This is a genomic window from Streptomyces sp. YIM S03343, from assembly GCF_054729195.1.
This window is the reverse complement of record NZ_JBPUKX010000001.1, coordinates 2,311,613-2,330,825: the sequence shown is the minus strand read 5'-3', so window position 1 is coordinate 2,330,825 and position 19,213 is coordinate 2,311,613. Positions and strand designations below refer to the sequence as shown.

At 70.3% G+C, this 19,213-nt stretch carries 18 protein-coding genes; 14 read left to right on the top strand and 4 right to left on the bottom strand.

Annotation, left to right across the window (positions count from 1 at the left end; all coding sequences use genetic code 11):
- Positions 1 to 19: 19 nt before the first annotated feature.
- A complete protein-coding gene (locus tag ACSYGN_RS09940) occupies positions 20 to 847 on the top strand; it encodes an inositol monophosphatase family protein (protein WP_460403353.1) in 828 nt (275 codons plus the stop codon).
- Positions 848 to 989: 142 nt separating this feature from the next.
- Here ACSYGN_RS09940 and ACSYGN_RS09935 read toward each other — a convergent pair whose 3' ends face one another.
- Positions 990 to 1,163, bottom strand: coding sequence for a hypothetical protein (locus ACSYGN_RS09935; protein ID WP_460393991.1), 174 nt, complete (start codon positions 1,161 to 1,163; stop codon positions 990 to 992).
- 853 nt (positions 1,164 to 2,016) lie between these two features.
- Between ACSYGN_RS09935 and ACSYGN_RS09930 the strand changes: the two genes are divergently transcribed.
- The 4 genes from ACSYGN_RS09930 to ACSYGN_RS09915 all read left to right on the top strand — a co-directional run bounded on the left by ACSYGN_RS09930 (position 2,017) and on the right by ACSYGN_RS09915 (position 5,625).
- Complete coding sequence (locus tag ACSYGN_RS09930; protein WP_071369401.1) at positions 2,017 to 2,670, top strand: response regulator transcription factor; 654 nt, start codon at positions 2,017 to 2,019, stop codon at positions 2,668 to 2,670.
- Positions 2,671 to 2,675: 5 nt separating this feature from the next.
- On the top strand, positions 2,676 to 3,923 hold the full coding sequence (locus ACSYGN_RS09925) for a sensor histidine kinase (protein ID WP_460403351.1): 1,248 nt from the start codon (positions 2,676 to 2,678) through the stop codon (positions 3,921 to 3,923).
- 441 nt (positions 3,924 to 4,364) lie between these two features.
- The gene (locus tag ACSYGN_RS09920) at positions 4,365 to 4,661 is read left to right on the top strand and encodes a DUF4193 domain-containing protein (RefSeq protein ID WP_003993510.1); all 297 of its coding nucleotides are present in this window, start codon (positions 4,365 to 4,367) and stop codon (positions 4,659 to 4,661) included.
- A 13-nt stretch (positions 4,662 to 4,674) separates the two neighbouring features.
- The gene (locus tag ACSYGN_RS09915) at positions 4,675 to 5,625 is read left to right on the top strand and encodes a hypothetical protein (RefSeq protein ID WP_460393988.1); all 951 of its coding nucleotides are present in this window, start codon (positions 4,675 to 4,677) and stop codon (positions 5,623 to 5,625) included.
- A 119-nt stretch (positions 5,626 to 5,744) separates the two neighbouring features.
- On the opposite strand, the gene ACSYGN_RS09910 is transcribed toward ACSYGN_RS09915, so the two are convergent.
- On the bottom strand, positions 5,745 to 6,209 hold the full coding sequence (locus ACSYGN_RS09910) for a DUF3093 domain-containing protein (RefSeq protein ID WP_460393986.1): 465 nt from the start codon (positions 6,207 to 6,209) through the stop codon (positions 5,745 to 5,747).
- 58 nt (positions 6,210 to 6,267) lie between these two features.
- On the opposite strand from ACSYGN_RS09910, the gene ACSYGN_RS09905 reads away from it, so the two are divergent.
- The 8 genes from ACSYGN_RS09905 (at position 6,268) to ACSYGN_RS09870 (ending at position 14,966) form a co-directional block, all read left to right on the top strand.
- Positions 6,268 to 6,852 carry a PaaI family thioesterase gene (locus ACSYGN_RS09905; RefSeq protein ID WP_460393984.1) on the top strand — a complete coding sequence of 195 codons (585 nt, stop codon included), beginning with the start codon at positions 6,268 to 6,270 and terminating at the stop codon, positions 6,850 to 6,852.
- Between the two features lie 86 nt (positions 6,853 to 6,938).
- Positions 6,939 to 7,490 carry a dUTP diphosphatase gene (dut, locus tag ACSYGN_RS09900; protein WP_460403349.1) on the top strand — a complete coding sequence of 184 codons (552 nt, stop codon included), beginning with the start codon at positions 6,939 to 6,941 and terminating at the stop codon, positions 7,488 to 7,490.
- Position 7,491: 1 nt separating this feature from the next.
- Positions 7,492 to 8,256 (top strand): DUF3710 domain-containing protein, encoded by a 765-nt coding sequence (locus ACSYGN_RS09895; protein ID WP_460393982.1) that lies wholly within the window; start codon positions 7,492 to 7,494, stop codon positions 8,254 to 8,256.
- Between the two features lie 307 nt (positions 8,257 to 8,563).
- Positions 8,564 to 9,778 (top strand): alginate lyase family protein, encoded by a 1,215-nt coding sequence (locus ACSYGN_RS09890; protein ID WP_460393980.1) that lies wholly within the window; start codon positions 8,564 to 8,566, stop codon positions 9,776 to 9,778.
- Positions 9,779 to 10,129: 351 nt separating this feature from the next.
- Entirely contained in the window at positions 10,130 to 13,000 is a 2,871-nt protein-coding gene (locus ACSYGN_RS09885; protein ID WP_460393978.1) for an ATP-binding protein, read from the top strand.
- Positions 12,997 to 13,680: a response regulator gene (locus ACSYGN_RS09880; RefSeq protein WP_460393976.1), complete on the top strand. Its 684-nt coding sequence runs from the start codon at positions 12,997 to 12,999 to the stop codon at positions 13,678 to 13,680. Before ACSYGN_RS09885 ends, ACSYGN_RS09880 begins: the two co-directional genes overlap by 4 nt.
- Positions 13,681 to 13,796: 116 nt before the next feature.
- A complete protein-coding gene (locus tag ACSYGN_RS09875; RefSeq protein ID WP_460393974.1) occupies positions 13,797 to 14,195 on the top strand; it encodes an OB-fold nucleic acid binding domain-containing protein in 399 nt (132 codons plus the stop codon).
- A 3-nt stretch (positions 14,196 to 14,198) separates the two neighbouring features.
- Complete coding sequence (locus ACSYGN_RS09870; protein ID WP_460393972.1) at positions 14,199 to 14,966, top strand: DUF3159 domain-containing protein; 768 nt, start codon at positions 14,199 to 14,201, stop codon at positions 14,964 to 14,966.
- Between the two features lie 214 nt (positions 14,967 to 15,180).
- On the opposite strand, the gene ACSYGN_RS09865 is transcribed toward ACSYGN_RS09870, so the two are convergent.
- Both ACSYGN_RS09865 and ACSYGN_RS09860 read right to left on the bottom strand, forming a co-directional pair.
- Positions 15,181 to 15,861, bottom strand: coding sequence for a potassium channel family protein (locus ACSYGN_RS09865; protein ID WP_460393970.1), 681 nt, complete (start codon positions 15,859 to 15,861; stop codon positions 15,181 to 15,183).
- On the bottom strand, positions 15,858 to 16,529 hold the full coding sequence (locus ACSYGN_RS09860) for a potassium channel family protein (RefSeq protein WP_460393968.1): 672 nt from the start codon (positions 16,527 to 16,529) through the stop codon (positions 15,858 to 15,860). Before ACSYGN_RS09860 ends, ACSYGN_RS09865 begins: the two co-directional genes overlap by 4 nt.
- Positions 16,530 to 17,127: 598 nt before the next feature.
- Here ACSYGN_RS09860 and ACSYGN_RS09855 point away from each other — a divergent pair.
- Positions 17,128 to 19,182 (top strand): APC family permease, encoded by a 2,055-nt coding sequence (locus ACSYGN_RS09855; RefSeq protein ID WP_460393966.1) that lies wholly within the window; start codon positions 17,128 to 17,130, stop codon positions 19,180 to 19,182.
- Positions 19,183 to 19,213 lie beyond the last annotated feature (31 nt).

Genomic DNA, 19,213 nt, shown 5'->3' with positions numbered 1-19,213 from the left:
GAGCATTGTGAACGACCCCGTGACCGACCCTGCGACCGATCCCCTGCACGCGGAGCTGCTGAGGATCGCCCTGGAGGCCGCCCGCCGCGCGGGCGAGTTGCTGCGGGACGGCCGCCCTGCCGACCTGGCGGTCGCCGCCACCAAGTCCAGTCCGATCGACGTCGTGACCGAGATGGACATCGCGGCGGAGAAGCTGATCACCGACCTGATCGCCGGATACCGCCCCGACGACGGCTTCCTCGGTGAGGAGGGCGCCTCCGTCGAGGGCACCAGCGGCATCCGCTGGGTGATCGACCCGCTCGACGGCACGGTCAACTACCTCTATGGACTGCCGACCTGGGCGGTGTCCGTCGCGGCCGAGAAGGACGGCGAGACCGTGGCCGGAGCCGTCTCGATCCCGATGCGCGGCGAGATGTTCCATGCCGTGCGCGGCGCGGGGGCCAGGGCCACCGGCGCGTGGGAGGGCGAGCGCGTCCTCGCGGTCCGCCCCGCACCGCCCCTGGACCAGGCGCTCGTCGCGACCGGGTTCAACTACGTCGCCAAGGTCCGTGCCCACCAGGCCGAGGTCGCCCATCTGCTCATCCCGCTGCTGCGCGACATCCGGCGCAGCGGTTCGGCGGCTGCCGATCTGTGCGACCTGGCGGCGGGTCGGTTGGACGGCTACTACGAGAAGGGCCTCCACACCTGGGACGTGGCCGCGGGCGACCTCATCGCGCGCGAGGCGGGCGCGCTGACCGGTGGACGCCCCGGAGAGCGCCCGACGGGCGATCTGACGGTCGCGGGCACCCCGGGGGTATTCGAGCCTCTCCAGACCCTCCTGGAGGACTTCGGGGCCTGGCACGACTGAGAGCGGGCCGTCACGGCTGAGCGGCCTGTCACGGCTGGGCGGGCCGTGCGGGTCACCCAGGACTCGCCTGGGACTGAGACCCAACAGACACAAAACGGGACCCCGGCGCTGGATTCGCCGGGGTCCCGCTCCGCTAGGGCTGTCAGACGCTGGACGCGCCGACCTCCACACCGTGTTCGGCCGCGAGGCGGCGCAGGTCGTCGAGCTCGCCCTGCTCCACCTCGACGAGGAAGTCGTCGCCTTCATTGCGAGCCCGAGTGAGGTCGGACTCGGTCGTCCTTATGCGCTGCAGAAGTCCTGCGGTGAATGCGTCCATGTGCGCCCCCTCGTCCTGGGTCGTGGGTCGGGTGGCACGGGGGTGTGCCGTTCGGGAAGGGGCGATCACGACTCCTGTGGGGTGCCCAGCGCTGCCCTGCCGGGCGGCCTCGGTGCCGGACATCCACGCCCGCTCCGGGTAAGCGGATGGTGACGTACCGCATGGCGCTGCGGCAGACACGCACAGAGCGTGATCGCGGGGTGTAAAGCCGTCCTCCCCCCGCTCCCTTCCACGGAAACCTCAACCGCACGAGAAAATTCCGCATTCCCGGACTCCCGCCCGACCCGCCCGCACCATCCCCCGGGGCTCGGCCCGCGTCCACGCCCGGAGATGACCACCACCCGGGCCGGGGGCCACCAACGGGAGTGGCGGCCGACTACCGGAAGGGCGTCCGCCGGGAACCCGGCCTGTGCCCCGGGAACCCAGTCCAGTGCCCTCGGGAACCCTGGCCCGTGCCCGCTTCGGCACCTTGACCCGTCTGGCCGCCCCGATCCTTACCGGCCCCGGGCCCGGCCCGCATGCATGTCCAGGTCCGACCACCACCCTGACCGGTGTCCAACGACTGGGGCTGCCCGTCCGCGCACCTGCACCGTCCCCCGGCCTCGGCCCTCGTCCGCGCCCGCGTCCAGATCCGTGTCCACGTCCGGAGCGAACCACCATCCGGACCGGTGCCAAACGGCAGGGCGCTGCCGCCCACCCCGCACCGGCCCCGCGCCCACCCCTGCCGCTCCGTCACCCGCCTTACCCCCGACTTATGGCTGAAAAGGGCAGGATGGAGGTCACACACTCACGCACACCCTGCCCGCGCCTGCCCGAGTGGCGCTACGCGGGTGGACAGAGGAAGGACAGCGACGTGCGCGTACTCGTCGTCGAGGACGAGCAGCTGCTCGCCGATGCAGTGGCCACCGGACTGCGCCGGGAGGCCATGGCCGTCGACGTCGTGTACGACGGTGCGGCCGCCCTGGAGCGCATCGGCGTCAACGACTACGACGTGGTCGTCCTCGACCGCGACCTCCCGCTCGTGCACGGCGACGACGTCTGCCGGAAGATCGTCGAGCTCGGCATGCCCACACGCGTGCTGATGCTCACCGCCTCCGGCGATGTCAGCGACCGCGTAGAGGGCCTGGAGATCGGCGCCGACGACTATCTCCCCAAGCCCTTCGCGTTCAGCGAGCTGATCGCGCGCGTGCGCGCCCTGGGCCGGCGCACCAGCGTGCCGCTGCCGCCCGTTCTGGAGCGCGCCGGGATCAAGCTCGACCCCAACCGCCGCGAGGTCTTCCGCGAGGGCAGGGAGGTCCAGCTCGCGCCGAAGGAGTTCGCCGTTCTCGAGGTGCTGATGCGCAGCGAGGGCGCGGTGGTCTCGGCGGAGCAACTGCTGGAGAAGGCCTGGGACGAGAACACCGACCCGTTCACCAATGTGGTGCGGGTGACGGTCATGACGCTGCGCCGCAAACTGGGCGAGCCCCCCGTCATCGTCACCGTCCCCGGCTCGGGTTACCGGATCTGATGACTGTGGCCGCCACCCCCGCTCCTCCCCAGGCACCGCCGAAGCCGACCTGGGACCCCAGGAGACCCGAGCCCCCGTTCCCCTGGCTGCGCCCGACGATCCGTATAAGGCTCACGCTGCTGTACGGCGGCATGTTCCTGATCGCCGGCATCCTTCTGCTGTCGATCATCTATCTGCTGGCCGCCCAGGCCCTGAACACGGGCAACCAGCCCCTGTTCAAGATCGTCGGCGGCGGCGCGGACATCAGGGTCACCAGCGACAACTGCCCGGCCGTCACGGGAAGTCTGAAGCTTTCCGAGTTCAACTCGGCGATCAGCCGCTGTATCGACCACCAGCGCCAGGTCGCCCTGGACAACCTGCTCAGCCGGTCGCTGCTGGCCCTGCTCGGCCTCGCCGTGATCGCCTTCGCGTTCGGCTACGCGATGGCGGGCCGCGTGCTGTCCCCGCTCGGCCGGATCACCCGGACCGCCCGCGCGGTGGCGGGTTCGGACCTGTCGCGCCGTATCGAGATGGACGGCCCGGACGACGAGCTGAAGGAACTGGCCGACACCTTCGACGACATGCTGGAGCGGCTCCAGCGGGCCTTCACGGCCCAGCAGCGCTTCGTCGGCAACGCCTCGCACGAGCTGCGCACCCCGCTGGCGATCAATCGCACGCTGCTTGAGGTGCACCTGTCCGACCCGCAGGCGCCGATGGAACTCCAGCAGCTCGGCAAGACCCTGCTGGCGACCAACGAGCGCAGCGAGCAACTCGTCGAGGGGCTGCTGCTGCTCGCCCGCAGTGACAACCAGATCATCGAGCGCAAGCCGGTCGACCTGGCCGAGGTGGCCTCCCAGGCCATCGACCAGGTGCACGCCGAGGCCGAGGCCAAGGGCGTCGCGATCCGCGGGGAGTGCAGTCCCGCCGTCGTCCAGGGCAACGGCGTCCTGCTGGAGCGCATCGCGCTGAACCTCGTGCAGAACGCGGTGCGCTACAACGTGCCCGAGGGCGGCTGGGTCGAGGTCAGCACCGAGGTGCAGCACGGCCAGGCGGTGCTGGTGGTGTCGAACACGGGGCCGGTCGTGCCGGCGTACGAGATCGACAACCTCTTCGAGCCGTTCAGGCGGCTGCGCACGGAGCGCACGGGCAGCGACAAGGGCGTGGGCCTCGGCCTGTCCATCGCGCGGTCCGTGGCCCGGGCGCACGGCGGCCACATCGCGGCCCAGCCCCGCGACGGCGGCGGGCTGGTGATGCGCGTCACTCTGCCCCTGTGAACCGGTGCCGAAATGAGCGGGTGCCGCAGGTGTCCCTGCGGCACCGGGAGCAGGCCGCCGACACACGGAGGATGTTCGCTTTGCGCGGAATTTTCCGGTCAACCGGCGGACCGCCGCATGTGTGATCGATCACATGGGCGATTTTCCAGCCATATACTCTCCGTGGCCGAAGTGCCTGCCGTAAAGCCTGGAAAGTCCGGGTTTTCGGGGCTCTTGATCACGGGAAGTACTCGGTGAGACGCCTTTGAGGTGCGGCCCTCGGACCGTGTACGGTCCCGATCGCCATCCAAGCCGATCACTCTTGAGGAGTCCGGTTGGGTGTCGATTGAGTAACAGACCTTGATGTGAGGCAAAATCTCCGCCTCAGGTCGGGCACAAGTCCGGCCTCTCGCGCGTTACGTGCGCTGGAGACACCGCAGACACCCAGAGGGGGAGAGCGACATGGCCACCGATTACGACACTCCACGCAAGACCGACGACGACGTCGATTCGGACAGCCTCGAAGAACTCAAGGCTCGGCGCAACGACAAGTCGGCCTCCGCTGTCGACGTCGACGAGTTCGAGGCCGCCGAGGGGCTCGAGCTGCCCGGCGCCGACCTCTCCAACGAGGAACTGGCCGTCCGTGTGCTGCCGAAGCAGCAGGACGAGTTCACCTGCATGAGCTGCTTCCTGGTGCACCACCGCAGCCAGCTTGCGCGGGAGAAGAACGGTCAGCCGATCTGCCGCGACTGCGACTGAGGCGGGGTCGGCCGTGACTGGCTCGACCCCTCCCCGGAAGCGCCGCTTCCCCCGGTCGGAAGCGGACGAGGGGCCGTCCGACGGCCCGCAGCGTGTACGCGACGACGAGCGGGGCTCATCCGGTGCCGGACCATCCGGCGGAGGGGCCCCGCTCGACGCTACGACCGCCCGGGACGACCTCCCGGCGGTGACACGACCCGCCGTGCCCTCGGCCCGGCGGCGGATGGCCGAGATCCGGGACAGGGCCCAGGAGAGGGCCCTCCAGGGGGTCCGCAACGGCGGCAACCGCGCCCGCGCGGGGCTGAGCCATCTCACCGACCGGATCATCGACATGGCCCCGCGCGTCCCGGTGCGTGACCTGGCCACGCTCCGCGCCCAGTTCCCGGGGCTGGGACCGGAGCAGCTCGCCGACAAGCTCGTGGCGGGCGCCGCGGCGGCGACCTCGGCGGTCGGGGCCGGAGTGGGGGCGGCGGCGATGCTGCCGGTGCCGCCCGCGATGCCCACCGAGATCGCGGTCGAGATCACCGGGGTCGCGGCGATCGAGCTGAAGCTGATCGCCGAGCTCCACGAGGTCTACGGCCTGCGACCGCCCGGAGGCCTCATGGACCGCAGCACCGCGTATCTGTCTTCCTGGTCGGGGGAGCGCGGCATCGAGGTGCTCAAGCCGTCGACCGTCAACGCGGCCGTCGGCAGCCATATGAAGCGCGAACTGCGCCAGCAGATCATGAAGCGCACGATCCGTGACCTGCCCAATCTGATGCCGTTCATGGTGGGCGCCGCCGTCGGTGCGGCCATGAACCACCGCGACACCGGAAGGCTCGCGGCGCGCATCCGCAAGGACCTCAGACATGCGCAGGTCCCCTGGGACGCGCTGCCCGAGCTGCCGCCGCTGGAGACCCCGGCCGACCCGTTTCCGATGGACGAGATCATCGGAGAGTCCGGCACCGGCACCGATATCGGCTGACGCCGCCGTGGCCGCCGTAGCCCCGACCGGGGCCCGGAAGGCGCCAGAAGGTCGCTGTCGCTGCCCTGGCTGCCGTGAAGACGTGCCAGAGGCGCTACGACGTGCTGCGGGCTCGCGCGCTACGCCGCGGCCTTGCGGGCCGTCTCGATGGCGGCCGCCAGCCGCTCCGGCTCCCGCGTCGACAGATACAGATACGGCGTCGGGTCCTCGGGGTCGGTGACGTCCACACGCAGGGCCGTGGGGATGTACGAGCGCAGCAGGAGGAAGGCACGGACGTCGGCCTTGTGGGTGCGCCAGGCGCGCGCCTCCTCGGCGTCCATGACATGCGCCTCGCCCAGCGCCGACACGGGGATCTTCGCCTCGCCCGCGATCAGCGAGTCGCCCACCACACGGATGCGCAGCGAGCCGTACGCACTGGCGACCACCGCCGCGGCCGCCGTACCGCCGACCAGGCCGCCGAGCAACGGCAGGGTGCCCAGCGGCAGCAGGATCAGCGCGAGGGAGATCCCGACCAGGAAGCAGATCACCCACCAGGAGCGGGGAGCGGTGAGGCGTTCGTCGTACGGGGACGAGGAGGGCTGCATGGGGCCAAGCTTGGCACGGTGTCCGAATCGGGCCGACGCGCGGGTAAGGTCTGCGGCTGTGAGTCGTAGTTCCGCAGCTCTTGAGCCTCCCGCCGACGCCGTGACACCGGTGCGTCACCCCGAAGCCCCCGCACCCGGCGAACTGCTCGGCGCGCACTACGGGGAGTGTTTCGGCTGCGGGGGCAACCAGTCCCACGGACTGCATCTGGCGGCCCGTGCGGGCGAGGGCGTCTCATTGACCGCCGAGTTCACCGTGCAGCCCGCGCACCAGGGTGCGCCGGGCCTTGCGCACGGCGGTGTGCTCACCACAGCCCTCGACGAGACGCTCGGCTCGCTGAACTGGCTGCTGCGCACCATCGCGGTGACCGGGCGGCTGGAGACCGACTTCGTACGGCCCGTGCCGGTGGGCACCACGCTGTACGTGGAGGCCGAGGTGACCGCGGTCGCCGGCCGGAAGATCTACTCGACCGCCACCGGACGCATCGGCGGCCCGGAGGGGCCGGTCGCGGTCCGTGCCGACGCCCTCTTCATCGAGGTGAAGGTCGAGCACTTCGTCGACAACGGCCGTCCCGCGGAGATCCGCGCCGCGATGAACGACCCGGACCAGGTCCGCCGCGCCCGCGCCTTCGAGGTGAACCCTTGACCGGTGAGCCCATGACGGGTGCCCCCGTGACCGATGGACCCGTGACCGGTGCCCCCGTGCCCGACGGACCCGTGGCGGGCTGGCCCGTGAGCCGTGCACCCCTCCAGGTGCTCATCCGGCGCGTCGACCCCGACGTACCGCTTCCGGCGTATGAACACCCCGGCGACGCGGGGGCCGATCTGCGCACCACCGAGAGCTGCGAGCTGGCACCCGGAGAGCGTGCCGTGCTGCCCACCGGGGTGGCCGTCGCGCTTCCCGAGGGGTACGCGGCCTTCGTGCATCCTCGTTCGGGTCTCGCCGCCCGGTGCGGCGTCGCCCTGGTGAATGCCCCGGGGACGGTTGATGCCGGGTACCGTGGGGAGATCAAGGTGATCGTGGTGAATCTCGACCCGCGCGAGTCCGTGCGGTTCGAGCGCTTCGACCGGATTGCCCAACTGGTCGTCCAGCAGGTCGAGAGGGTCCGCTTCCAGGAGGTCGCGGAGCTTCCCGGCTCGGCACGGGCCGAGGGGGGCTTCGGGTCCACCGGTGGCCATGCCGCGGTGGGCGGCGGGAGCGGCACAAGCGGTCAGGTCGCCGAGGGCGGCCGGACGGGTGGGAATCGATACGCTTCGGTCGTATCCGACCGGGAAGGACAGTGACGTGTTCGGACGTCGCAAGAAGAAGGGTGCCGCCGAGGACGCGGCCGGCGAGGCCGAGCAGGTCGTCGACAGCGTCGACACCGAGGCGGACGAGGAAGAAGTCGAGCGGGAGCGCGTACGGCTCGAGCCCGAGCCGAGGCCCGACGGGCCCTGGGACGGCTCCGAGGTGCGCGAGCCCGGTGAGGGCAGGGTCGACCTTGGCGGACTGTTCGTGCCCGGTGTCGACGGCATGGAGCTGCGGGTGGAGGTCGCGGGCGACGCGATCGTCGCGGCGACCGTCGTTCTGCGTGACAGCGCCGTGCAGCTGCAGGCGTTCGCCGCGCCCAAACGCGAGGGCATCTGGGGCGAGGTGCGCGAGGAGATCGCGTCCGGCATCACCCAGCAGGGCGGCATCGTCGACGAGGTCGAGGGGCCGCTGGGCTGGGAGCTGCGCGCGCAGGTGCCCGTCCAGCTGCCGGACGGCACGGGCGGCTTCCAGGTCGTCCGGTTCGTCGGCGTGGACGGTCCGCGCTGGTTCCTGCGCGGTGTGATCTCGGGGCAGGGCGCGGTGCAGCCGCAGGCCGCCGGGCTGCTCGAGCAGATCTTCAGGGACACGGTCGTGGTGCGCGGCGAGGGGCCCATGGCGCCCCGCGACCCGATCGTGCTGAAGCTGCCGAACGATGCCCAGATGGTCCCCGAGGGTGCCCAGCAGGAGGAGGGCGCCTCGCGCTTCTCGGGCGGCATGGGCCAGCTCCAGCGCGGTCCGGAGATCACCGAGGTCCGCTGACCGCGGGCCACATCAACAGAAGGGCCGTACCCGGGCGCCGGGTGCGGCCCTTTTCTCATGCCCCGTGCACCCGTGCCCCGGGAGCCGGCAGCCGGCAGCCGGGAGCAGCGGGGTGGCGGGGGCCAGAGGGAGGGGCAGGGCGGGTAGGGGATGGGAAATGGGGCCGGGGTGCCCACATGGGGCTCAACAGGGACTCAACGGGCCCTGTTTCCAAGCAACTTGACGGAAGTCTGGTCCAGACCTATGGTCCGGCGTGCGCGCGCGTTCAGAAGCCCATCTGTCGTTCACGTACAAGAACGGACGGTCCATGTCAGACACCCCCACACGACACCGCCGCGGAGCGCGTCCCGCTCTCGTCACCGGTGCCGCTGTCACCGCCCTCGTGGCCGGACTGCTCGCTTGGCCCGGAGCCCGCCACGCGGGCGCCGCCCCCACGGCCTTCGCGCACCCCGGAGTCACCGTCTCCCAGGCCCAGCTCGATTTCGCCCGTGGCAAGGTCCTCGGCGGAGCCCAGCCCTGGAAGGGTGCGTATGACCAGATGATGGCCAGTAAGTACGCCGATCTGAACCGCACCCCCAAGCCTCGCGCGACCGTGGAGTGCGGTCCGTACTCGAACCCCGACTACGGCTGCACCGACGAGCGCCAGGACGCCATCGCCGCCTACACCGACGCCCTGGCCTGGTACATCACGCGCGACGACCGCTACGCCAAGAAGGCGATCGCGATCATGGACGCCTGGTCCGCCGTGGTCAAGGACCACACCAACAGCAACGCCCCCCTCCAGACGGGCTGGGCGGGTGCCTCGTGGGCCAAGGCGGCCGAGATCGTCAAGTACACGTACACCGGCGGGTGGTCCAACTCCAGCCGGTTCTCGACCATGCTCCGGGACGTGTACCTGCCCAAGGTGATCAACGGCTCCAACTCCAACGGCAACTGGGAGCTGACGATGACGGAGGCCGCCGTGGGCATCTCCGTCTTCTTGGAGGACAAGACCTCCTACGACAAGGCCATGGCGACCTTCCGCACCCGCACCGCCGCCTACGTCTATCTCTCCACCGACGGCGATCTGCCGAAGACCGTGCCCAGCCAGCATCTCGACACCAAGGCCAAGATCGTCTCGTACTGGCAGGGCCAGTCGACCTTCGTCACCGGACTGACCCAGGAGACGTGCCGCGACTTCACCCACACCGGGTACGGCATCTCCTCGATCTCGCACATCGCCGAGACCAGCCGGATCCAGGGCCAGGACCTCTACGGCACCGATGTCGGCGAACGCCTGCGGCAGGCCCTCGGATTCCAGGCCAAGTACGAGCTGGGGGCGGCCGTGCCGAGCTCGCTGTGCGGAGGCTCGCTCAATCTGGGCCTCGGCCCGATCACCGAGGTCGGCTACAACGCGATGCACAACCGCCGGGGCGTGGCCATGACCAACACCCAGGCACTGACCGAGCGCAACCGCCCGGCTGGCACCAACAACCTGTTCGTCGCCTGGGAGACTCTCACGCACGGTGACAATCCCGCCTGAAATTCGTTGCTCAGAGTGAAACCATCCGGGAGTCTCGACCGTTGAAGTGGTGAGAGGCCGACCAGGCGACCGATCGACGGGCCGGGTGTCCAGCCAGCCGCACTGGCACCCGGTCCGCCCGCGCCAAGGGATCGCACGAGACCAAGGGATCGCACGAGACGGAGGGACCGGAGGTGAGCGACAGGGAGCGATGACACAAAGACAGGGTCAGTCCGTGCTCATGCCCGTGTCCGCGCGCATCAGAGTTGCGTAAAGGACGGCTCGCGGCCCCCCTTCCCGTCCCGCCCGGCGGGATGGATGGCCGTAGGGTCGACGCTGCGTAGGCGGACGTCACGGGAAGACAATGAGGCCATGGCACGCGGCAGACTGCGGATCTATCTCGGTGCGGCACCGGGCGTCGGGAAGACCTACGCCATGCTGTCCGAGGCGCACCGCCGCGCCGAGCGGGGCACCGATGTCGTGGTCGCCTTCGTCGAGAACCACGGGCGGCCGCGCACCGAGGTGATGCTGCACGGCCTGGAGCACATGCCGCGCAAGGAACTGGAGTACCGCGGCGGCACGTTTACCGAGATGGACGTGGACGCGGTCCTGCGCCGTGCTCCTGCTGTCGCCCTGGTGGACGAGCTCGCGCACACCAATGTCCCGGGCTCGCGCAACGCCAAGCGCTGGCAGGACGTGGCGGAGCTGCTGGCCGCCGGGATCGACGTGGTCTCCACGGTCAACATCCAGCACCTGGAATCGCTGGGTGACGTCGTGGAGTCGATCACCGGGGTCCGCCAGCAGGAGACCGTGCCGGACGAGGTGGTGCGGCGTGCCGACCAGATAGAGCTGGTCGACATGTCACCGCAGGCACTGCGTCGGCGGCTGGCGCACGGCAACGTCTACCAGCCGGACAAGATCGACGCGGCCCTGTCGAACTACTTCCGGCCGGGCAACCTCACGGCGCTCAGGGAACTGGCCCTGCTGTGGGTGGCCGACCGGGTCGACGAGTACCTGACGGAGTACCGCAGCGAGCACCGGGTGTCGCGGATCTGGGGCTCGCGGGAACGGATCGTCGTCGGGCTGACCGGTGGCCCCGAGGGGCGGACGCTGATCCGGCGTGCGGTGCGGCTCGCGGAGAAGGGCGCGGGCGGCGAGGTGCTGGCCGTGTACATCTCGCGCAGCGACGGCCTGACCTCGGCCTCCCCGAAGGAACTCGCCGTGCAGCGCAACCTGGTCGAGGACCTGGGCGGCAGCTTCCACCATGTGGTGGGGGACGACATACCGGGCGGCCTGCTGGACTTCGCGAGAGGAGTGAACGCCACACAGATCGTCCTCGGTTCGTCCCGGCGCAAGGCATGGCAGTACGCCTTCGGACCGGGCGTCGGCTCGACCGTCGCCCGTGAGTCGGGGCCCGACCTGGACGTCCACATCGTCACCCATGAGGAGGCGGCGAAGGGGCGCGGGCTTCCCGTGGCGCGGGGCGGCCGGCTCAGCCGGGCCCGCGTGATGTGGGGCTGGGCGGTCGGGGCGGGCGGACCCGTGGTCATGGCGGTGCTGCTCAAGACCGTGGACCTCGGGCTGGTCAACGACATGCTGCTGTTCCTGACGGTGACGGTGGCGGCCGCCCTGCTCGGCGGGCTCTTCCCGGCGCTGACGTCGGCAGCCATGGGGTCGATGCTGCTGAACTACTACTACACACCGCCGCTGCACCGGCTGACGATCTCCGACCACCGCAACTTCGTCGCCATCGTGATATTCGTCGGCGTTGCAGTGTCGGTGGCGTCGGTGGTGGACCTGGCGGCCCGGCGCACGGACCAGGCGGCCCGGCTGCGCGCGGAGTCGGAGATCCTGTCCTTCCTGGCGGGCAGTGTGCTGCGCGGTGAGAACACCCTGGAGGCGCTGCTGGAGCGGGTCAGGGAGACCTTCGGGATGGAGTCGGCGGCCCTGCTCGAACGCGGCGGCGGTACGGCTCCGTGGACCTGCGCGGGCCGGGTGGGCCGGGGCCGGCCGCTGGAACGGCCGGAGGACGCGGATGTGGACGTCCCGGTCGGCGACCACATGGCGCTGGCCCTGTCGGGACGGGTGCTGCCCGCGGCCGACCGGCGGGTGCTGGCCGCCTTCGGTGCGCAGGCCGCCGTGGTGCTGGACCGCCAGCGCCTCCAGGAGGAGGCCGACAAGGCCCGGGTGCTCGCCGAGGGCAACCGCATCCGTACGGCCCTGCTGGCAGCGGTCAGCCACGATCTGCGCACCCCGCTGGCGGGGATCAAGGCGGCGGTGTCGTCGTTGCGCTCGGACGACGTCGAGTGGTCGCCGGAGGACCGGACCGAGCTGCTCGCGGCCATCGAGGAGGGCTCGGACCGTCTGGACCACCTGGTGGGCAATCTGCTGGACATGTCCCGGCTCCAGACGGGTACGGTCCGGCCGATCGTCACCGAGGCCGACATCGACGAGGTGGTGCCGATGGCGCTCGGCGGGGTGCCCGAGGGCAGCGCGGAGCTGGACGTCCCCGAGACCCTGCCGATCGTGCTGGTGGACAAGGGGCTGGCGGAGCGGGTGGTGGCTAATCTGGTGGAGAACGCGGTCAAGTACAGCCCGCGCGGCGAACCCGTCCTCGTCTCCGCCAGTGCCCTCGGGGACCGGGTGCAGGTGCGGGTCGTCGACCGTGGGCCGGGCGTGCCGGACGTGGCCAAGGAACGCATCTTCGAGCCGTTCCAGCGCTACGGCGACTCCCCGCGCGGCTCCGGGGTGGGACTCGGTCTCGCCGTGGCCCGGGGCTTCGCCGAGGCGATGGGCGGCACTCTGGAGGCCGAGGACACACCCGGCGGCGGCCTCACCATGGTCCTCACCGTCCGCGCGGCCACGCCCCGGTCCGAGCCGCTCGACGCCCTGACGGCAGCCGGTCCGCCCCCTGCCGACCCGCGCTCGGCCGACCCGTCGCCGGCAGGCCCGGTACCGGCCGACGAGCCGCTGACCGGCGAGGCTCCGGTCGGCCCGCCTGTGGTCGGCTCGCCCGCGGACAACCCGTCTCCGGACAACCCGTCTCCGGACGATCCGACGCCGGCCGATCCGGCGGCGGTCGCCCCGTCCTCGGCCGATCCGCCCACTACCGACCCAGCCGCGTCCAGAACCGATACCGCACCGCCCGGAACCGCCCCAGCACCGCCCGGCGTCCCCTCCAGCCCGGCGCAGAGTGGTGAGCCCGTGGAGGGCTCCGTACAACCAGAAAGGCAGGCCTCATGACCCGGGTGCTGGTCGTCGACGACGAGCCGCAGATCGTGCGCGCCCTGGTGATCAACCTCAAGGCGCGCAAGTACGAGGTCGACGCGGCGTCCGACGGCACCACCGCCCTCCAACTGGCCGGTGCCCGCCACCCCGACGTGGTCGTGCTGGACCTGGGGCTGCCCGACATGGACGGCGTCGAGGTGATCAAGGGGCTGCGCGGCTGGACCCGGGTGCCGATCCTGGTGCTGTCCGCCCGGCACTCCTCCGACGAGAAGGTCGAGGCGCTGGACGCGGGCGCCGACGACTACGTCACCAAGCCGTTCGGCATGGACGAGCTGCTGGCCCGGCTGCGGGCGGCGGTGCGGCGGGCCGAGCCGGTCGGGGGCGGCGAGGACGATGCTCTGGTGGAGACCGACGCGTTCACGGTCGACCTGGCGAAGAAGAAGGTCAACCGGGACGGCAAGGACGTACGGCTGACCCCGACGGAGTGGCATCTGCTGGAGGTGCTGGTGCGCAACGCCGGCCGTCTCGTGGGGCAGAAGCAGCTGCTCCAGGAGGTGTGGGGGCCGTCGTACGGGACGGAGTCGAACTATCTGCGGGTGTACATGGCGCAGTTGCGCCGGAAGCTGGAGGTGGACCCCTCGCACCCGAAGCACTTCATCACGGAGCCGGGGATGGGATACCGGTTCGAGGGGTGACTGTCGGCTGACCGCCGGGTGGCCTACGGGCGCGACGGCAGGTGGCCGAGAGCGGCCGGTTCGCGTGACGGACCCACGGGTACGTAGCTGTCATTGCACCCCGGTACGCTTCAGACATGGGTGCTGTTCCTCGTTCCGAAAAGCCGGCGGGCCGCTTCCGGCGCATGATCGGTCGGCTCTCCTCCTCTCAGGAGGATCTGGAGTCCGAGGAGTTGCGTGAGGACGCGGACGACACGGGCTGCACCAGGATCGGCGACTGCCATGACCGGCAGCTCGTCACGGTTACTGGTACGTTGCGCACGGTCACCCTGCGGCCGCGTGCCGGAGTTCCGGCCCTGGAGGCGGAACTCTTCGACGGGACCGCCGCGCTGGACGTGGTGTGGCTCGGCAGACGTTCCATAGTGGGGATAGAGCCAGGGCGCAGACTGATCGCATCGGGCCGGATCTCGATGAGCCGGGGCCGCCGCGTGCTGTTCAACCCGAAATACGAACTGAGACCCCTCGGACGGGAGTAGCCGGTGACGTCACTCGACAAGCCGACGACCGAAGACACCACTCAGCAGGACGACGCCCGGGCGGTGACCGAGGCCGCGCTTTTCGAGGCGTTCGGCGGTGTCCGGGGCATGGTCGAGACGGTGCTGCCCGGCCTGCTCTTCGTCACCATCTTCACGATCAACAAGGATCTGCACTGGTCGGCGATCGCCGCCCTCGCGGTGTCCGTGGTGCTGGTCGTGGTCCGGCTGGTGATGCGGGACACCGTCAAGCACGCCTTCAGCGGTGTCTTCGGCGTGGTCTTCGGCGTCGCCTTCGCGATGCTGACGGGCAACGCCAAGGACTTCTATCTGCCGGGCATGCTCTACACCCTGGGCATGGGCGTGGGGTACATCGTCTCGACGCTCTTCGGGTTCCCGCTGATCGGTGTGCTGCTGGGCCCGGTCTTCAAGGAGAACCTCTCCTGGCGTAAACGCAACCCCGGCCGCAAGACGGCGTACGCGAAGGCCAGCTGGGCCTGGGGCCTGATCCTGCTGGGGAAGTGCGCCGTCCTCTTCCCGCTGTACTGGTGGGCCGACACCACCCAGCTGGGCTGGGTCCTGGTCGCCCTGAAGATCCCGCCGTTCCTGCTCGCCGTCTGGCTGACCTGGGTCTTCCTGGCGAAGGCGCCCCCGCCGATCGATGTGTTCGCGGAGATGGAGGCGGAGGAGCGGGCCGAGCGGGAGCGCGAGGAGGCACTCGCCCGAGAGGGCGGCGATGCCCCGGCAGGCGGCCGCCACCGCCGCGGGGCGTAGGTCACCCCCCGAGGTCGCGCCGACGGCCACCGGCAGGCGTGCGCGTGCAGCCGCCGCACGACTGACGAACCTCAAACGGGGCAGCCGCCCAGCGGCAGACGTCACACGACAGACGCGAGGGCGCCTGGAGGAGATCCCTCCGGGCGCCCTTCGCGCTACAGGCGTCGTACGAGCCCCTGACCCGGGGCGGCGCTGACGTCGGCTGACGCGCTTCTCACTCTTCCTCGGCGTCCTCCCGGCGCACCGACAGCAGATCCTCCAGCTGTCCCTCGCGGGCCTGGGCGGCCACGAACAACAGCTCGTCGCCCACCTCCAGGGCGTCCTCGCGGGACGGCGTGAGGACACGGGTGCCGCGGATGATGGTGACCAGGGAGGTGTCCCGCGGCCACTGCACATCGCCGACCGCGGTGCCCGCCAGCGCGGACTCCTCCGGCAGGGTCAGCTCGACGAGGTTGGCGTCGCCGTGGCTGAAGCGCAGCAGCCGGACCAGGTCGCCGACGCTCACCGCCTCCTCGACCAGGGCGGACATCAGACGGGGCGTGGAGACGGCGACGTCGACGCCCCAGGACTCGTTGAAGAGCCACTCGTTCTTCGGGTTGTTGACGCGGGCGACGACGCGCGGGACGCCGTACTCCGTCTTGGCGAGGAGCGAGACGACCAGGTTGACCTTGTCGTCGCCGGTCGCGGCGATCACGACGTTGCAGCGCTGGAGCGCGGCCTCGTCGAGCGAGGTGATCTCGCAGGCGTCGGCCAGCAGCCACTCCGCCTGCGGGACGCGCTCGACCGAGATGGCGGTCGGCGCGTTGTCGACGAGCAGAACCTCGTGACCGTTCTCCAGCAGCTCGCCGGCGATCGAACGACCGACCGCACCGGCACCGGCAATGGCGACCCTCATCGGTGACCGCCCTCCTCGGGACCCTCGGCGAACGCCGACTCGACCTTCTCGACCTCGTCCGTGCGCATCATCACATGCACGAGGTCACCTTCCTGCAGAACCGTCTGCGAGGAGGGCAGCACCGCCTCGCCGAGCCGGGTCAGGAACGCCACCCGGACGCCCGTCTCCTCCTGGAGCTGGCTGATCTTGTGCCCCACCCAGGCGGACGAGGCGTGCACTTCGGCGAGCTGGACGCCGCCGGTGGGGTCGCGCCACAGCGGCTCGGCCCCCGAGGGCAGCAGTCGGCGCAGCATCTGGTCGGCGGTCCAGCGGACCGTGGCCACGGTGGGGATACCCAGGCGCTGGTAGACCTCGGCACGGCGGGGGTCGTAGATACGGGCCGCGACGTTCTCCACACCGAACATCTCCCGCGCCACGCGCGCCGCGATGATGTTGGAGTTGTCGCCGCTGGAGACGGCGGCGAAGGCCCCGGCCTCCTCGATGCCCGCCTCGCGCAGGGTGTCCTGGTCGAACCCGACCCCGGTGACCCGGCGGCCGCCGAATCCGGGGCCCAAGCGGCGGAAGGCGGTGGGATCCCTGTCGATCACGGCAACTGTGTGTCCGTGTTGCTCCAGGGTCTGGGCGAGAGCTGAGCCCACTCTGCCGCAGCCCATGATGACGATGTGCACGACCGTCCTTCCGAAGGCGAGAATTGTCCGATGTCAAGAATATTTTGACTTGGCCTTACCAGGTTCTCAGAACCGGCGCCCAAGCTACACACGAGCCTTCCCCGGACGGCACCCCCTTGCACGGGGGCCATGATCAGCGGCGGCTGATGCTGCGGACGCTGGCGAAGGTCAGAAGGGCGAGGCCGACAAGTGCGGCTGCGGCACCGATGATTTCCGCGGGAGTTGATGACATCGAAGTCTCCGGGAGACGGTTGGACGGGGCAGGGGAAGGGCAAAGGTGAAGGCGGTGGCCGAAAGTGATGGGAGTAACAAAGGTGACGGGGGTTACCGCGGGTTCGGTTCCGGGGGCGGACTTCGGGACCAAAGGTGCTGACATCGGGACCAGAGGCGCTGACATCGGGGCCAGAAGGGTTGACATCGGGACCAATGGCACGGTCAGATCGCGCCAGGCCCCGGCAACGGCTGTGCCGGAGACCGGAGTCATGACTCCGGTCATCAAGGCATACGGACGCGTGCAGGGGTGCCGCCCGCCCCGTCGGCGGTCCATATTTCACTCGGATGTGCCCATGACGGCGCCAGAGCCTTACGATCCTCTCTCGTGTCCAAACTGACCGACCTGCCCAAACGGATTCTCATCGGGCGTGCCCTGCGCAGCGACCGGCTGGGCGAAACGCTCCTGCCGAAGCGCATCGCGCTTCCCGTCTTCGCCTCCGACCCGTTGTCCTCCGTGGCGTACGCACCGGGCGAGGTGCTGCTCGTCCTGTCCATCGCGGGCGTGTCGGCGTACCACTTCAGCCCGTGGATCGCGGTAGCGGTCGTGGTGCTGATGTTCACCGTGGTCGCCTCGTACCGGCAGAACGTGCACGCCTACCCCAGCGGCGGCGGCGACTACGAGGTCGCCACCACCAACCTCGGCCCCAGAGCGGGCCTCACGGTGGCCAGCGCCCTGCTCGTCGACTACGTCCTGACCGTCGCCGTGTCGATCGCCTCCGGCATCGAGAACCTGGGCTCGGCGGTCCCGTTCGTCGTCCAGCACAAGGTGCTCTGCGCCGTCGGCGTGATCCTGCTGCTGACCCTGATGAACCTGCGCGGTGTCAGGGAGTCCGGCAAGCTCTTCGCGATCCCGACGTACGTGTTCGTCACCGGCGTCTTCATCATGATCGCGTGGGGTGCCTTCCGCGGCCTCGCCCTCGGCGAGACCATGCGGGCGCCGACCGCCGCGTACACCATCAAGGCCGAGCATCAGGGCCTGGCCGGTTTCGCCCTGGTCTTCCTGATGCTGCGCGCCTTCTCCTCCGGCTGTGCGGCGCTCACCGGCGTCGAGGCGATCTCCAACGGCGTGCCCGCCTTCCGCAAGCCCAAGTCCAAGAACGCGGCGACCACGCTCCTGATGATGGGCCTGCTGGCCGTCACCATGTTCTGCGGCATCATCGCCCTCGCCCTGGTCACCAAGGTCCGGATGGCCGAGAACCCGGCCACCGACCTGCTGAAGAACGGCGTCGGGGTCGGCTCCGGCTATGTGCAGGACCCGGTGATCACTCAGGTCGCCGAGGCGGTGTTCGGCAAGGGCAGCTTCCTGTTCATGCTGCTCGCGGCGGCCACCGCGCTGGTGCTGTTCCTCGCCGCCAACACCGCCTACAACGGCTTCCCGGTGCTCGGCTCGATCCTTGCCCAGGACCGCTATCTGCCCCGCCAGCTCCACACCCGCGGCGACCGGCTCGCCTTCTCCAACGGCATCGTGATGCTCGCGGGCGCGGCCATGGCACTGGTGGTCATCTACGGCGCCGACTCGACCCGGCTGATCCAGCTCTACATCGTCGGCGTGTTCGTGTCCTTCACGCTCAGCCAGACCGGCATGGTCCGGCACTGGAACCGCCATCTGGCGACCGAGACCGACCCTGCGGTGCGCAGCCGTATGATCCGCTCCCGCGCGATCAACACCTTCGGCGCCTTCTTCACGGGCCTCGTCCTGGTCGTCGTCCTCGTCACGAAGTTCACGCACGGCGCCTGGGTGGCGCTGCTGGGCATGTGCCTGTTCTACGCGACGATGACCGCGATCCACCGCCACTACGAGCGTGTCTCCGCCGAACTCGCCGCCCCCGAGGGCCCGAGCGACGACAGCGTGCGCCCCTCGCGGGTCCACTCCGTCGTCCTCATCTCCAAGATCCACCGCCCCACGCTGCGCGCCCTCGCCTACGCCAAGCTGATGCGCTCCGACACCCTGGAAGCCCTCACCGTCGGCGTGGACCCGGCCGAGACGGCCGAACTGCGCAGGGAGTGGGAGCGGCGCTCCATCGACGTACCGCTGAAGGTGCTCGACTCGCCCTACCGGGAGATCACCCGGCCGGTCATCGAGTACGTGAAGAGACTGCGCCGCGAGTCCCCGCGCGACGCCGTCTCGGTGATCATCCCGGAGTATGTGGTCGGCCACTGGTACGAGCATCTGCTGCACAACCAGAGCGCGCTGCGCCTGAAGGGCAGGCTGCTCTTCACCCCGGGCGTGATGGTGACGTCGGTGCCGTACCAGCTCGAGTCCTCCGAACTGGCCCGCGACCGTGCCCGCAGACGCCAGGACTGGAACGCGCCGGGTGCGGTGCGCCGCGGCCCCGCGGAGGAGGAGCGGCGGGCGAAGGAGGCCGAGTCGCGCGGCTGACGGTAGCCCAGGCCCTGTCGTCAGGGTCTGG

Bases quoted from the DNA above. Each gene is read 5' to 3' on its own strand.
- ACSYGN_RS09935 (WP_460393991.1), bottom strand. From the start codon at position 1,163: ATGGACGCATTCACCGCAGGACTTCTGCAGCGCATAAGGACGACCGAG.
- ACSYGN_RS09920 (WP_003993510.1), top strand. From the start codon at position 4,365: ATGGCCACCGATTACGACACTCCACGCAAGACCGACGACGACGTCGAT.
- ACSYGN_RS09910 (WP_460393986.1), bottom strand. From the start codon at position 6,209: ATGCAGCCCTCCTCGTCCCCGTACGACGAACGCCTCACCGCTCCCCGC.
- ACSYGN_RS09890 (WP_460393980.1), top strand. From the start codon at position 8,564: ATGTCAGACACCCCCACACGACACCGCCGCGGAGCGCGTCCCGCTCTC.
- ACSYGN_RS09885 (WP_460393978.1), top strand. From the start codon at position 10,130: ATGGCACGCGGCAGACTGCGGATCTATCTCGGTGCGGCACCGGGCGTC.
- ACSYGN_RS09880 (WP_460393976.1), top strand. From the start codon at position 12,997: ATGACCCGGGTGCTGGTCGTCGACGACGAGCCGCAGATCGTGCGCGCC.
- ACSYGN_RS09875 (WP_460393974.1), top strand. From the start codon at position 13,797: ATGGGTGCTGTTCCTCGTTCCGAAAAGCCGGCGGGCCGCTTCCGGCGC.
- ACSYGN_RS09865 (WP_460393970.1), bottom strand. From the start codon at position 15,861: ATGAGGGTCGCCATTGCCGGTGCCGGTGCGGTCGGTCGTTCGATCGCC.